Origin of the sequence: Brevibacillus sp. 7WMA2 (assembly GCF_010748895.1) — a bacterium.
Lineage (GTDB): Bacteria > Bacillota > Bacilli > Brevibacillales > Brevibacillaceae > Brevibacillus_B > Brevibacillus_B halotolerans.
Genome location: NZ_CP048799.1, coordinates 1981755 through 1995592 on the forward strand (window position 1 = coordinate 1981755; position 13838 = coordinate 1995592).

Below are 13838 nucleotides of genomic sequence, written 5' to 3' on the forward strand. Positions count from 1 at the left end.
CACAGTCTAACACTTTATTTCGAGTCTAAAAGATTCTTTTCAATGAACCATATTACCTTCAAACCATTAATGGCTTCGACCCTTGTAAGAAAGAGCGAAGCCATTAATGTTAAACGACTCCGGCATGGAAGTATCCCTTTCCAATTGCCTCATTTCATAGGTTAACTCAAGCATTCAATACACCACGAGCCAAACAAATAAGCCTTCCTTGTAGCAAGCTAACTGATTGCTTAGTTTAGCCATCCCATCCCCCCTCTCACCCGTAAATCTTGTACAAATACTGTTCTAATAACGGAAATCTATCGTGTAAGAAAAAGTGATAGTCCGGGACATATTTCTTTCTGACTACTACTTTTTCTTTACTAGAAACCTTCTGCCACATGTATCATGCCTTAGATAAATAGATTATGTCCAAACGCCCCGACCCTCTTTAGTAGTCTTCTTGGTTATGACACGTCTCATATAATGGCTGGCCAGTTATTCCGAGCCTAAAATAACGTCTTATCTCCCTTGTGTAAAACGTTTGGTCTACTACTGTATCCCTCGTTAGAAATTCTTTGGCATAACAATGTTTGCAGCATTGATGCTTTCTTACAAATCCGACAAAGTTATGGCTACATGATGTAACCAATCTGTACATAAGAAAAAGCACCACATTGGGTACGCCATGTAATGCTTTCTCTTAGAATTATAATCACTGGTATTTTTGATACTAAACAGTATTTTTACCAAGTTAGATTGCTAAAATGGATCTGTTTACGTAACCATCATAAAATCATTCTTTTCAAAAAGGCCAAACTATTATCAAGGGTTAAAACTCCCCTTTATTTTTAATCCGTTCTCAACTTTGTTAAAAAAACATACCCTGTATTAATGGGATCTTATGAAAATTGGCTTTATCCTCTATATCTATGGACTTTCATACGAAAGATTTCTCGACACCCTTGGCTTTTTTATTTTATGAGAGGAAGTTTAATAAATGAAAATTTTAGCCTTACTGTCTTTTGAAATTTTTCGTTTTTCCATTGGAAAATCTCTTGAGAAGCTAGGTCATGAAGTCATTTATTTAGATAACTTCGATGAACATCTTTTGGAACTAACAATCAATACATTTAAACCAGAGATCGCATTTAGTATGGGGTGGGAAGTGTGGCATGTATCTTTCTTTAAAACAGGAAAATTCCCGTTAATTAAGGAGCTTCTAAAAAAATACAATATCTTTCATATATATTTTGCTGAAGAAGATTGGCTACATCATGACAGATGGTCCAAGTCATATGTTAAAGCAATTCAACCTAATTATGTATTAACAAGAAGTACAATCTGTGTAGAAAAATATCAAAATCTGGGGATACCTTCTATGTTCTTTGATGTAGGTTGCAATCCCGATATTCACAGACCCGTACCAATTGATCCAAAATATCAATGTGATGTTGCTGTAGTTGCTAATGGGCACTTTGGTTTTGGGGAAATCCGTCACAAAAGTATTTGTGACCTTGTCTTTTCTCTAGTTAATCAACCATTCAAAACTAAAATTTTCGGGAAAGGCTGGGAAAATGTACAACATCACTTTAGTAATATAAATCTCCCATCTGAAATGCTGCATGGATCTATCGCTTATACCGAAACACCAAAAATATATAATTCAGCAAAAATATCCATTAGTTTACAAACCTGTAACGATCAATTAAGCAATCGCACTTTTGATATCATGTCTTCAGGGGGATTCTTACTTACTTCTGATACACCAGCAGTCCGTATTAAGCTTATTCCTGGCGTAAATTGTGTAATCTCTAATTCCGCTAAAGAAACAGTTGAAAAAATTACGTACTATTTAATCCATGAAGAGCAACGGATTCAAATAGCAAAAGCTGGACGAGATTACGCTATTAGACACTTCGACTATAAAAACACCTTACATGACGTTTGGCCAAACATTTTAGCCGAATATATGAACACTCTATTTCTCTAGAGAAGTTTTCTGCACACGCTGATCATTTTTAATATGGTGATGAATCATTCGAACCTATGCTACAAAGATATCCCTATAAAAAGTACCGCCTCTACAGAAAGGCGGTTTTACTATGTTTAAGTTCGTTTTTACCTTTTTCCCAACCTCATTAAATTGAATATCTCCTCTGGTAATTTTCTATTCATCTTTTTGTGTGAAGGTTGAGTACCTCTAACCCTGAAAACAGCATTTACTTCTTCTACAGGTATCCGCTAAAAAAACGAAAACGAAATCACAGGTCTAAAGAACGTTTAACGAAACTCCGATATTAGGTAATAAGTAACAGACGACATACGACGTTGGTAAACAGAGCAGTGATCAATGGACCGTAACGATGTAGGAGGACTCATCTTGGCAAAAAATAATGAAACAAAAAGCGAGCTTGGTAAAATCATCGTAGTGTTCGGAACTGTTCTAGGAATAGGTGTAGGCTCTATCTATTGTTTGTATCATTTTGTATTTGACTCCAAAAATGCTACCGCTGTAATAACAACGGCTCATTCAGAAGCAGCGAAGAATGCGGGTTCAGAAGGAGTATCTACGCTTAATGAAGCTGAAAGTAGTGAATCTCAAACCTCACCTCCTGTTGATAAGGTAAACAATCCTTCTGAAGCAGGATTTGAGCCCTTCTATGCTTCTCTTCAGATGGATGAATATGTAGCTGTTTACAATCAGAATGGTACGGAAAAGGTACTTTCTTTGGATTTAACAAAAGAAGAAGTGAAAACATTGCTGGGGAACCCTAAGTCTGAGTCCTACGTGGATAATGGGACTAGAAGCTTATGTTACAGATATGGTTCTTTATCAATTTTCTTCGATGATGAAGACCAATCCATTAGTTACATGACATACGAGGGAACGAAGGAACTATTGAATAAACAATGGTTGTCTAGTCTTACGAAAACATTAGATTCAGGCGACGTGAATTTCTATGAGTCTCCTACCCGTAATACAATGGTAAAAGTGGACCATTATCCTGAAACCGATGAGGTTGTAGTTTACTTGTCAAAACAATACCCACAGGATCAGAGTCTTACTGCACCATCGACCGAACAATCTCACGTTGTCCAAACACCAGCACCAACGCCACAAAATGCCAACACTTCTACGGAAGAACAGATGAACACCAATGGTGGATACTTGTTGTCCCCGGGTGAAGAAATTGTAATTGAAAATATTCAGGTGACCAATGACAGCAGAGTCCATACCGCTAAATACAATATTTATGTCAACTATCACTTTGCCTTCAACAGTCCCAATATGGTAAAGGTTATTACCGACCCTGAAAAAAACTTGGAACTCATGCCCGGAGAAACGGCCACAGTCCAAATCAAAGTCAAAGCCAGCAAAAGTGCTCCCAAAGCAAGATACAGATTTATCGTTTCATTGACACAAGGTTGGTCAATGCAGCCGCTGAAGGATTTTACTGTAGAAGTGAAATAGAGGATTATATGGCTCTATAACGAAATAAGTTCCAAATGATAAAGCGGCTACAAATTCGTTTTATGGTACGCCATTAATGGGCTTTTTAAAGGACAACGCGATCGAACATCTTGTTATCATGGGATGTATCAGCTTACTCACTTATTTAATGGCTCGATCAATCCAAAACGGGCTAGAATTAAAATTAAATAAACTGCTCCCTTCAACCCTTTTCTGTATGATAGGATTAAAAAAGGCACCTTAGTGGGTGCTTTTCCTTGTGGCACTTTTAATTTGTTTCTTTACTATCCTTATATGTAAAATTGAGACTTGATCTGCTTAAACGTATGCTTATAACAAGCCGTATAACAGAACTACATTTAATGTAAATAAGTTGATTAAAAAGTTGTTTACATAAAGTTAACCCTCTAGGGCTTTCTAGAGGGTTTTGTACTTATTAATAATTAAATGCCCCGTCTCATCGAAAAAGTAACCTAGCTTGCAACATAACTGAACGATTTCTGCCGAAAGTAGTTCATTACGAACAATATTTAAAGTAAGATTACCAGCGGGCACTGATGCTGAACTGAATTTAATAAAAATTTTAAATTTACCCCACTTTTTATTTAAATAGTCTTCACTATCCTATACCTAAGAAAGGGGGAACTGGAAATCCCAAATTATATGAACGAAAAGGAGAATTGGTATGAAAAACAACCTTAAAAAATCGTCTGTACGTTTGGCATCTTTAGGATTGGTCACTGCAATCGCGCTATCTGGTGGTTTACAAGTAAGTGCGAATGAAAATCCAGCTCAAAATACTGTAGCTCAAAACCAAGATTCTGCAGGTTTGTATGCAGGAGGGTACAAAAAAATCACAGCTTCCGAGGCTCTTGCGGACAAGGATGTGAAGGCAGCAATCGATCGAGTCTATGCTCAGTTTCCAGAAACAAAATCCTATGAGATTAATGCCTATGAAGATGTGGTATCAAAAGGCGAGTATGATAAGTATGTTATTAGACTGGAAAAAGATTCAGAGAACTTTTTTCACTTTGCTGTAGATGCGAAAACGGGGAAAGTCAGCTATACCATACAATCATTGACGGCTACTGAAGTGCTTTCATACGCAAAGTCCGGGATAGATAAAATCTACGCCTTGTATCCAGAAACAAAGTCCTATGAGATTACAAGTGTGAATGTTATCGACAACTATGTAAGCAATTTTAGCAGATATAACATTACGTTTAGTGAAAAAGATTCCAAACGCTCGATCACTTTTGGAATAAATGCGAAAACAGGAGAGATTATTACTCCCAAGAAAAAAGAAGTATAACCTGTAAAAAACTCTCCACTTAAAAGAAGTGCACCCCTTATAGTAGATAGGAACAACTCCTTGAAAATCAGATTCAAGGGGTGCATTTGTATTTAACAGCAACAAGCGCTCAGATTAGGAAACCGGACGTTTGTCTGCATAGTGCTTATTATCGGAACCCAATTCTAACGTAATTAGTTCATGGACTGTAAAACACTAAACTATACAGTTTTTTAAAGGAATGTTGCTCAACTAAACGTCTCATTTCCTCTATGCATTTCCACTCATCTACCACATCTATATTCATTTTAAACTCAGACCGTTTGAACTGTTCGCTTGCTCCGCTGTCAGTTGACATCCCCATTTAATATGTAACTAATTTCCTCCAATATTTGGTTCTGAAGTCCGTCACGCTGCAGTAGTTTCACCTAAGCGAAAGCACATGAGTGATTTTTCTTATTAAACGAATGGACAATCAGCCGTTACCAAATACTCTTTCAACAATATTATAGAATATTAAGAAAAGGGAGGTGATGAAACATGTCATGTTCATCTAGAATTAAAGCCTCTCGATATTGTCCGCGACGCCGAATAAATGTAGATATTGTCACATTGATATTCAACAATATAGATGGAGACATTATCGACTTCAAAATCGAAGGAAGTGCCGATCCGTGCGTAGCATTAATTGCTGTAGGACTAAGGGTTAGTAACGCCAGACATTGTCTGCTGTCAAATCGTTTTAAGATAACGAAGAGAACGCCGAACCTATTGGTGTTTGAACGTATCAATTTAAAAAAGCGTAAGAAGAAAACTAAAAAATACCCCGATCACTCTCTTTAGCCTTTCTGTCTGTAACGGCAGAGGCTTTTTTTTATATTTGCCAATTCATAAATTAAGTTATCTATACGAAATACTACTTTTATCTGTTATATAGTACGACATTATAAAACTCTTGTATACCTGGCTTGCCAGTTCTAATTATAATAACAGTCCTGGAATATCGATGAATTTGAAGCTATTACGGTGTTCTGTTTCTTTAACTCTTTGTAATATTTTGATTTTGCAGCGGTCTGGCAGCTCTCGAAAGTGAACCCGCAATGATAATACCAATAAATACGGCAATCAGTGCACGCAATAACCCAAAATGCTCTCCTAGGAAGCCCAGAGCAGGCGGACCTACCAAAAATGCGATATATCCTGTAGTGGCTACGGCTCCGACTCTTGCAGCAGCACCTTGAGGTTCATCTCCTGCCGCCGACAGGCCCACTGGAAAACCAAGTGAAGCCCCAAGCCCCCATAAGACGACGCCTACCGAAGCGACTAGATAATGCTGTCCCCAGATCACAAGCAGTAATCCTATAGTGGCTGCAATGGAACAGCCCAATAAGACCCGCTCTCGTCCAAAACGATCCAGAAATTTTCCTCCAGTTAAACGTCCCATGGTCATCGCGGCTACGAACAAACCATAGACAAATGAACCTGTTAGCGAGTTAACACCATAGCCGTCCACCATAACCAGCGGCAGCCAATCATTAGCTGAACCCTCGGCAAATGCCATACCCAAAACAATAATCCCAATTAGCAACGTCCGCTTCTCGTTCCATACCTTTAACTGCTGTTTAACAGCCGAATGCCTTGGAGTTCCTACCTTCACTTGTTCCTTTCCCGTATTTTCCGGCAGGTAACGATAGCAGTAATATACTGCTGCAGCCATTAATAGAGCGAGGGTCAAGAAATGGACCAAGATCGGGAGGTGAATGGCCAAAGCCCCGGCACTGATAGCCGCTCCCACGAGTGTTCCAACACTAAAAAAACCATGAAAGGCAGGTAAAAGCGTTCGATTAAGTACCTTCTCTACAGCCGATCCTTCGACATTCAGTGCCACTTCCGCCGAGCCGTAACCGCAGCCAAAAATGAGCAATCCTCCCATTACGACGGACACCGATGTCAGGGCCGTACCGACCCCAATAGCCGCAAATCCAATCACAATCAGCATAGAACTGACCATAATGACAAGACGGGCACCCTTTCGTGCGATAACCGAACCGGTCGTGAGCAGGCCCAACAAAGATCCAGCAGCAAGCGCGAATATAATGATTCCCATCTCGGCGGTCGAGAGCTGAAGTAAGTCTCGAACAGCAGGTGTGCGGGAAACCCATGAAGCAAAGGAAATTCCGGGCAAAGCAAACAGTAAAAACAAGATATTTCGTACAATTCTAGGATTTTGGTTGTAAGTTGATGTCATATGCTTCGATTCATCTCCGTTTCTCCACTAGCTGCAACGAATAGACAAGGCTCCCCACTGTCACTGTCATTGTAATTAATCCGTACAAATAGTCTCATCTGGATACTCTAACAACCATGAACGGCTTATGAACCCCGGAATATACTTCAGACACTCCTAACGAATTGCCAGTGTGGGTATTTCCATTCTCACGGTAGCTTCTGAATAAGAATCAGCGAGCCAGTAAAGACCTTAAGTTAATTCACTCTTGTCTATTTTTAGAATTATTCCGTAATTCGTTCCAGCTATCTAGCTCAGTAATCTCACGGATCATCCTCCAGGGCACTCCGGCAGCAATGCCCCCCGGTGGGAGATCTTTAGTGACGACATTCCCGGCCCCAATTACTGAATCATGATGCATTTCTAGCGATTATCCCGCTGCCTGATCAATTCTTCATCCGATGTTTTGTAGAGCTTTCCGGACAACACTTTTCCCTTTTCAGCCAACATATCCACATTCTCCATATATAGTGACTTCCAACCGGTAGTACCTGTTGAAAGTAAGATCGCCACCGCATATCTTCCGTCCATGCATCAATTTGGCAAATAGTCCTCCACATCAAACTCCCTGTCTTTGAAATAATATTTCCGGTCATCTTCCGTAATTTCGCGGATCACCCTGCAAGGATTTCCTACAGCAATCACATTATCTGGAATATCTTTCGTCACCACACTGCCCGCTCCGATCACAACATTGTTTCCAATCGTAACACCGGGGTTGATAACGACATTGCCACCGATCCATACATTGTCCCCGATGGTGATGGGAATTCCATATTCATAACCTGAATTTCTGGAATCTGGATGAACCGGATGACCAGCCGTATAAATGGATACATTGGGAGCAAACATAACATTCTCGCCGATGACGACCTTGCCCACATCCAGAATGGTACAGTTGAAATTAGCATAAAAATTGTTGCCTACCTCAATATTTTTCCCATAGTCACAATGGAAAGGCGGTTCAATATATACAATTGGACCTGTTTTTCCTAAAATACGCCGGATCAAATCATTCCGTTTGGCTTCTTCGTTCGGGTTTGACAAATTGTACTCTTGAATTTTCAGCCTGTTCTCTGTTCTTTCTTCACTTAATCCGTCTAACCAGGCTTTGTAAGGCAGACCAGCAAGCATTCTTTCCTTTTGATTCATTATCTACTTCATCCCTTCACGCTGTTCTATGTTAAATAGTATCTATTTTACAGATTCTTTATAGTGAATCATCTGGATTTCACAACAAGAGAACACCATAAATAAAATTAGTCGCCATTGAAAAAAGGTCATGCCTTTTCCGATGGCAAGAGAAAATACGACGCTCCAATATCGACGCAATCACTTGTGCAAAACCGGCAAAAGCGATCCTTTAGCAGTTAAACGCTCTCCCATGTGGGCTTGGGAAGAGAGTAGTGAAAAAATACATAAACAGACACCGATAATAGCTTTAGAGAAATCCCGGAAATAAGCAGGGCAACACTCTTCGTGAGGGGTTCAATCACAAACATGAGGCTCAAACAAGTCAATTCTTCCATCCTCACGAAAAGCCTTCGCCGCGTACAGCATGAGTCCAAAGAACATAAATCCGTCAGAGCTTTCATATTTTTGTTTTTGATTATCCACTAGCTCTTCTTTTTGCCGCATCTTATTTGGTATCAATCATGCTTAATGCGCTCTGTTTGATTCCGGCTTCAAAATCGGTATTTAAATCCGCTGACGTAATAATTTCGGGAAGCATCATCTTCTCTAACGGCAACAGACATCTTTCATGAATGATCTCAGTGATACGGTGCCTGATGTTTGCCCCATAAAGAACTATCCGATCCGGGTTGTACATACAAAGAAATGCCTGAATGGTTTTGAACATCACATCTTCCATTTCTTCAGATTTGTAATTAAATGATTCCCAATGAACACCGAAAGGAAAATATTTGATCTCTCCGGCCAAACCATTTCGTCCTTTATAAACTTTCCCATTCAAGTAAATTCCAGCTCCCGGGGGGTATTTATCGGGAAAGTAGAGTCCGATCACACACTCATCGCTACGAATTTGATTCAGATGACAATAACCCATGACTGCCGCATTGATATCATTTTCGATAAGAACAGGCAAATGGAATTTTGCGCTAACATGACCAGAAAGGGATTGTTCCCTCATTTCTTCGTAATCGCTTATGACGATCTTTTGATTCACTTCTGCCCCCGGAATCCCAAAACAGATAGCTTTGATTGCCGGAAATTGAGTAAGCAAATTTTCAATATGGTTATCAAAGCTGTCCACATTAACGTTGGAAATAGCATGCTGTGTCCTTTGAATAACCTCTCCCCTCAGATTGACAACGCCATAAAATACGGTGTCCTGTCCGTAGTATTCGTGCATATAGATCATCAAAGCCAGGCGGAATGTACTGTTATAGCGAAATGATGCCGCAGGACGTCCGCTAGCAGAATGCAATACCAAATCCGGAAGAACCTCTCCGGTATCCATAAGTGTATTGATCAAGGAATTGACGGTAACCACACTAAGACCTGTGAATTCGGCCAACTGAGATTTCGTTGCCGTTTCAACATCTAATAAGGCAGAACGGACTTTATTTAAATTAATCTCTTTTATAAGATTAACTTTTTTGCTCATTTGTTAGCTTGCCTCCTAAAAATAAAGGGCATTTATAAATATAGTTTATAAATACCCTTTATAAATATTCTTTACTTTAATCCTTATCAGAAATGTTGTCAATAAAAAGTTACCGTTGTTTTTAAGACAATCCTGTCTATAACCGTTGTTGGAACGTCTTAGGAAATGCCAGCATTATCGGGGATTATTTCCAAGCGGCGGGGATATGACGTTAGGGGCTGTCAGTGCCCCCCGCTTGGTAAATTCAAATATCAATAAACAAGGAGATTTATAATAAAAATTGGGGGAAATATTTATAATCTGCCCATCCATACGCAATCGGAATAATAACCAACTACCACAGCAAGGCTCCATTTGCTCGTTGTAACCTACTCTCCCTTCACACTGTGTTAAATATCCAATTCTAGTAGTTAATTGTGTGGTATAATTTCCCTAAATAAAATGAAAGGAGATATCATTGTGGAACTTATTCTAAAGGAAGTAACTTCTGAAGACTGGGAAGAATGTATTGAGTTACAGCCCCATGAAGATCAAAAACACTTTATCGCCTCAAATCTATATTCCTTAGCACAGTCAAAATTTTTACCGAATTTTGAAACCCTTGCCGTGTACAAAGATCAAATAATGGTTGGATTTGTGATGTTTGGGATAGATCCCGACGATTCACAATACTGGATTTATAGACTTATGATCGCTTCTGGTCATCAAGGAAAAGGGTACGGAATTGAAACCATGAAACAGGTTATAGACAAAATAAAAGCAAAACCAGATACAACAGATATTATGGTAGCCTATCACCCGGACAACCAAGCCGCTGCCTCTCTCTATGAAAAACTAGGCTTTCAAGTTCTTGGTAAAGCTCCATGGGGTGAAATTATGGCACGTCTTTCTCGAAAGCTAACTTAACAAAATGAGTATTGTGTACCCTCCAGCTAAACCGTCAGCGCTATCTGGGGTAAATTTTTGAGCGTGGCTTAGAGTTTAAGAAGCTCTTCTATTTACATCGCTATTGCTGTATTTTAGTGCAAATCATTGAAATAAGTTATCTTAGTTACTCACTATGAGAAGCGGTTTGAAAAACACGGGACTAGTTAAATTCTCCCTAATTTATTTATAGTCTTCTAGCTGAATAGAACGATCACAAACTTCTTTTAAAAGCTTCTTATTATGTGATATAAAGAGAACTGCCATATTTTCCTGTTCTTTTAATAATTTAATGATCCATAATTCATTGATCTTGTCTAAACTAGACGTTGCTTCATCACAAATCAAGAGCTTAGGCTGTACGAGCAAAGCTAAAGCGATACAGATTCTTTGGTATTGGCCTCCGCTTATTTCCAACGATCTCTTAGCAAGTATATCAACGGTTAAGTTGCAACGAGAAAGCACCGATTCGACTTTTGGCAGATATTCCTCTTTGCGGGCAAGCTGGAACTGCTTTAACGGTTCAAATAATAGTTGTTTTATTGTTTTTGTCGGATCCAAAGCTCTCCGTGTATATTGGGTCACTAGCTGAATCTGCTGGACCCACTCCTTCTTAGAAAAAGTTGCCATAGTGCGTCCGTCTAAATAAATTTGTCCATGGGAATATTTCTCTAATCCCGTTATAATCCTAACGAAAGTAGATTTCCCAGCACCATTTTCACCCACTATTCCTACCCACTCGCCAGTGTCAACGAGAAGATCCAAATTTTTGAAAATCAATTGGTTTCCATATGTTTTGGTCAGTTGAGAGATTTTTAATAAACTAGTATTTTCCTTCAAAGATCTCGATTAACTCCTTTGTATACTTTTCTTTCGGCTTACTGAGGACTTGATTTGTTGGTCCAGCTTCGATCAATCGTCCATCTTTAATGATACCCACGTGCGTACTATATTTCTTCACGATCGTTAAGTCGTGGGTAATAAAAAAGATGGTCATTTGCTTTTTCTCGTAAATTTCCCGCAGAAGATTTAGAATCGTTTCCTGGCTTTGTTCATCCAAAGCACTGGTGGCTTCATCAGCAATGATGATCTCCGGATCAGAAACGAGAGCCATTGCCAGTGCCACTTTCTGGCACATTCCTCCGCTCAACTGAAAAGGACGTTTGGCAAGCAAACTAGAACGATCGGAAAAACCTACCCAGCTTAGAACTTGAAGCATTTCCTTTTCACGCTCTTCTCTATTTTTCATACCTCTGGATTTTAAGAGATGATGAAATTGAGTTTCCACGGGAACATTGCTTTGCATGCTCCCAATTGGATTCTGTAGGATTATCTCCATCTTTTCCCGATTACTTTGAATAGAGCCGCTGACATGAAATTCTTTCGGCAAAAAGCCCAATATCATTTTGCCCAGTAAGGTTTTCCCACCCCCGCTTTCACCGATCAGGCAAAAGAAATCGCCTTTAGAAACCGACAGTGAGATCGATTTTAGCAGTGCTTGTCCTTTGAAATAGACAGAACAATTGGATAGATCAATCATAGGCTATTCCCCACCGTTTCCTGATTTTGCTGCTGATGAATTGAGTTATGAGCACGATCGCACTCAAAATGATTCCCGGAAAAATAAATATCCATGGCGCTACGAAGAAGTAGGCTTTTCCATCAAAAAGGATCGTTCCTAGTTCTGGTGTTGGCGGTTGTACACCTATACCTAAGAAAGACAGTCCGGAGATACTCAAAATAATTTTGCCGATATCGGTTAGAAATAAGGAAAGTAATTCTGTAAAAATATTAGGAATGATATGGTAAAACAATGTATGCTTTCCATACGATCCCCTCAAAGGAGCCAAAATGATGAATTCTTCTTTGCGGATATTCAGAACTAAGTTTCGGATATAGCGGATGTACTTGCCTGACCAACTTATGATTAGCGCAGCCATTACAGTAAAAATCGAATTTGAAAAGAATCCTGTAAAAACAAGCGTCAAAATCAATGATGGGATACTGATCATAATATCCGCAATGGTCGTTATACTGGAATCAACCAGCCCGCCAACAAGACCTGATATCCCACCTAGTATCAAGCTGACCAAAACGACTCCGAACAAAGAACAAATGGCCAGCAGCAAAGAATAGAAGCTGCCATAAAAAGTTCGACTAAATAAATCTCTTCCCAAATAATCTGTCCCAAACCAATGGCTCCAGCTCATCCCTTGCAAACTATTGCTCTTCTCGATAGCATAAGGGTCTTTTAATTGAATGAAGATAAGGGCAAGAACAACGCAACAAGCGAAAAAAACAACGATATGCTTCTTCATCATTCTCCCCCTTGATCGAGTTGTATTCTCATATCAATTTTTTGGATCAATAAATCGACGAAATAATTCAATAAAAAGATAACGCAAGCAATGATCAAGGTGATCCCTTGAATAACTGGATAATCTCTCGTGGAGATGGCATCCATCAACAGCTTTCCTAAGCCAGAAATACTGAATATGATCTCGACGATAACCGTCCCTCCGATAAGATTTATTAGGCTATTGCCGTAAAGAGAAATCAGTGGTACGAACAATTCCTTCAATTGATAATAAAACCGATAATACCACTTGATCCCCCTAAACTTGGCAATAATCTGCTGCTCGCTGGTTGCTGAAGATACAATTAAATCACTTACCATTTTGGATAGATAACATCCCTCAGAAAAGCAGATAACGAATATCGGTAAGACGAGATGCCTGCCAGAACTACTGCCTACAAAAGGGAACCATTTTAGCTGGACTCCAAAAATAAAGATAGCCAATATAGCGATCCAATAAATAGGAAACGACAACATTACAGAAAGAAGCTGTCTTAGCCATTTCAAAGCAGGAAAATTCCCGATCATGCCTCCCAAACTTAGAGAAAAAACAATACAAATAACAAGGGAGATTCCGATCAATTTCAAAGTGACCGCAGCTTTTTCTGCAATGATCTGCAAAACCGGTGTATTTGTCATAAAGGAATTTCCAAAATCCCCCTTTAAACTATTAAGCAGCCAGCGAAAGTACTGATCCAAAAAGTTCCCGTCGATCCCTAGCCTTGTTCTCATTTCTTCAATTGCTTCTTGGGATACGTGTTGGACCCCCAGCTTTCGGAGAACACCTAATGCTGGATCGCCTGTCGAAAAGGAGAGAAGCTCGTACAGCAAAAAGGAAAAAAGCAGCAGACTCACGACTAAACGTAGAGTTTTCCAGAAAAAAAACCCTTTATTCAT

Annotated in this window: 14 protein-coding genes; 5 read left to right on the plus strand and 9 right to left on the minus strand. The window is 39.4% G+C overall.

Annotated features, from left to right (window positions below; all coding sequences use genetic code 11):
• Positions 1-979: 979 nt before the first annotated feature.
• The 4 genes from GOP56_RS07505 (at position 980) to GOP56_RS07520 (ending at position 5588) form a co-directional block, all read left to right on the plus strand.
• Complete coding sequence (locus GOP56_RS07505) at positions 980-1972, plus strand: CgeB family protein (RefSeq protein ID WP_163245279.1); 993 nt, start codon at positions 980-982, stop codon at positions 1970-1972.
• 390 nt (positions 1973-2362) lie between these two features.
• Entirely contained in the window at positions 2363-3454 is a 1092-nt protein-coding gene (locus GOP56_RS07510) for a COG1470 family protein (protein ID WP_254068661.1), read from the plus strand.
• A gap of 685 nt (positions 3455-4139) precedes the next feature.
• Positions 4140-4766: a PepSY domain-containing protein gene (locus GOP56_RS07515; RefSeq protein WP_163245281.1), complete on the plus strand. Its 627-nt coding sequence runs from the start codon at positions 4140-4142 to the stop codon at positions 4764-4766.
• Between the two features lie 519 nt (positions 4767-5285).
• On the plus strand, positions 5286-5588 hold the full coding sequence (locus GOP56_RS07520) for a hypothetical protein (protein WP_163245282.1): 303 nt from the start codon (positions 5286-5288) through the stop codon (positions 5586-5588).
• A 196-nt stretch (positions 5589-5784) separates the two neighbouring features.
• Here the strand turns inward: GOP56_RS07520 and GOP56_RS07525 are convergent, their stop codons facing one another.
• From GOP56_RS07525 to GOP56_RS07540, 5 genes are all read right to left on the minus strand, one after another.
• Positions 5785-6993: an MFS transporter gene (locus GOP56_RS07525; protein WP_163245283.1), complete on the minus strand. Its 1209-nt coding sequence runs from the start codon at positions 6991-6993 to the stop codon at positions 5785-5787.
• A 402-nt stretch (positions 6994-7395) separates the two neighbouring features.
• The gene (locus GOP56_RS07530; protein ID WP_163245284.1) at positions 7396-7545 is read right to left on the minus strand and encodes a hypothetical protein; all 150 of its coding nucleotides are present in this window, start codon (positions 7543-7545) and stop codon (positions 7396-7398) included.
• 21 nt (positions 7546-7566) lie between these two features.
• Complete coding sequence (locus GOP56_RS07535; RefSeq protein ID WP_003335797.1) at positions 7567-8184, minus strand: sugar O-acetyltransferase; 618 nt, start codon at positions 8182-8184, stop codon at positions 7567-7569.
• A gap of 336 nt (positions 8185-8520) precedes the next feature.
• A complete protein-coding gene (locus GOP56_RS23325) occupies positions 8521-8670 on the minus strand; it encodes a hypothetical protein (protein ID WP_174250663.1) in 150 nt (49 codons plus the stop codon).
• A gap of 1 nt (position 8671) precedes the next feature.
• Positions 8672-9661, minus strand: a complete 990-nt coding sequence (locus tag GOP56_RS07540; RefSeq protein WP_163245285.1) for an ROK family protein — start codon at positions 9659-9661, stop codon at positions 8672-8674.
• A 459-nt stretch (positions 9662-10120) separates the two neighbouring features.
• On the opposite strand from GOP56_RS07540, the gene GOP56_RS07545 reads away from it, so the two are divergent.
• A complete protein-coding gene (locus GOP56_RS07545; protein WP_003335792.1) occupies positions 10121-10567 on the plus strand; it encodes a GNAT family N-acetyltransferase in 447 nt (148 codons plus the stop codon).
• A 201-nt stretch (positions 10568-10768) separates the two neighbouring features.
• Here the strand turns inward: GOP56_RS07545 and GOP56_RS07550 are convergent, their stop codons facing one another.
• Genes GOP56_RS07550 through GOP56_RS07565 form a run of 4 tightly spaced genes read right to left on the minus strand, consistent with a single transcriptional unit; the run spans position 10769 to position 13838 of the window.
• Positions 10769-11425, minus strand: coding sequence for an ABC transporter ATP-binding protein (locus GOP56_RS07550; RefSeq protein ID WP_163245286.1), 657 nt, complete (start codon positions 11423-11425; stop codon positions 10769-10771).
• The gene (locus GOP56_RS07555) at positions 11409-12125 is read right to left on the minus strand and encodes an ATP-binding cassette domain-containing protein (RefSeq protein WP_163245287.1); all 717 of its coding nucleotides are present in this window, start codon (positions 12123-12125) and stop codon (positions 11409-11411) included. Before GOP56_RS07555 ends, GOP56_RS07550 begins: the two co-directional genes overlap by 17 nt.
• Positions 12118-12906 carry an ABC transporter permease gene (locus tag GOP56_RS07560; RefSeq protein ID WP_240470196.1) on the minus strand — a complete coding sequence of 263 codons (789 nt, stop codon included), beginning with the start codon at positions 12904-12906 and terminating at the stop codon, positions 12118-12120. The genes GOP56_RS07555 and GOP56_RS07560 overlap by 8 nt, the downstream gene beginning before the upstream one ends.
• Positions 12903-13838 carry an ABC transporter permease gene (locus GOP56_RS07565; protein WP_163245288.1) on the minus strand — a complete coding sequence of 312 codons (936 nt, stop codon included), beginning with the start codon at positions 13836-13838 and terminating at the stop codon, positions 12903-12905. Before GOP56_RS07565 ends, GOP56_RS07560 begins: the two co-directional genes overlap by 4 nt.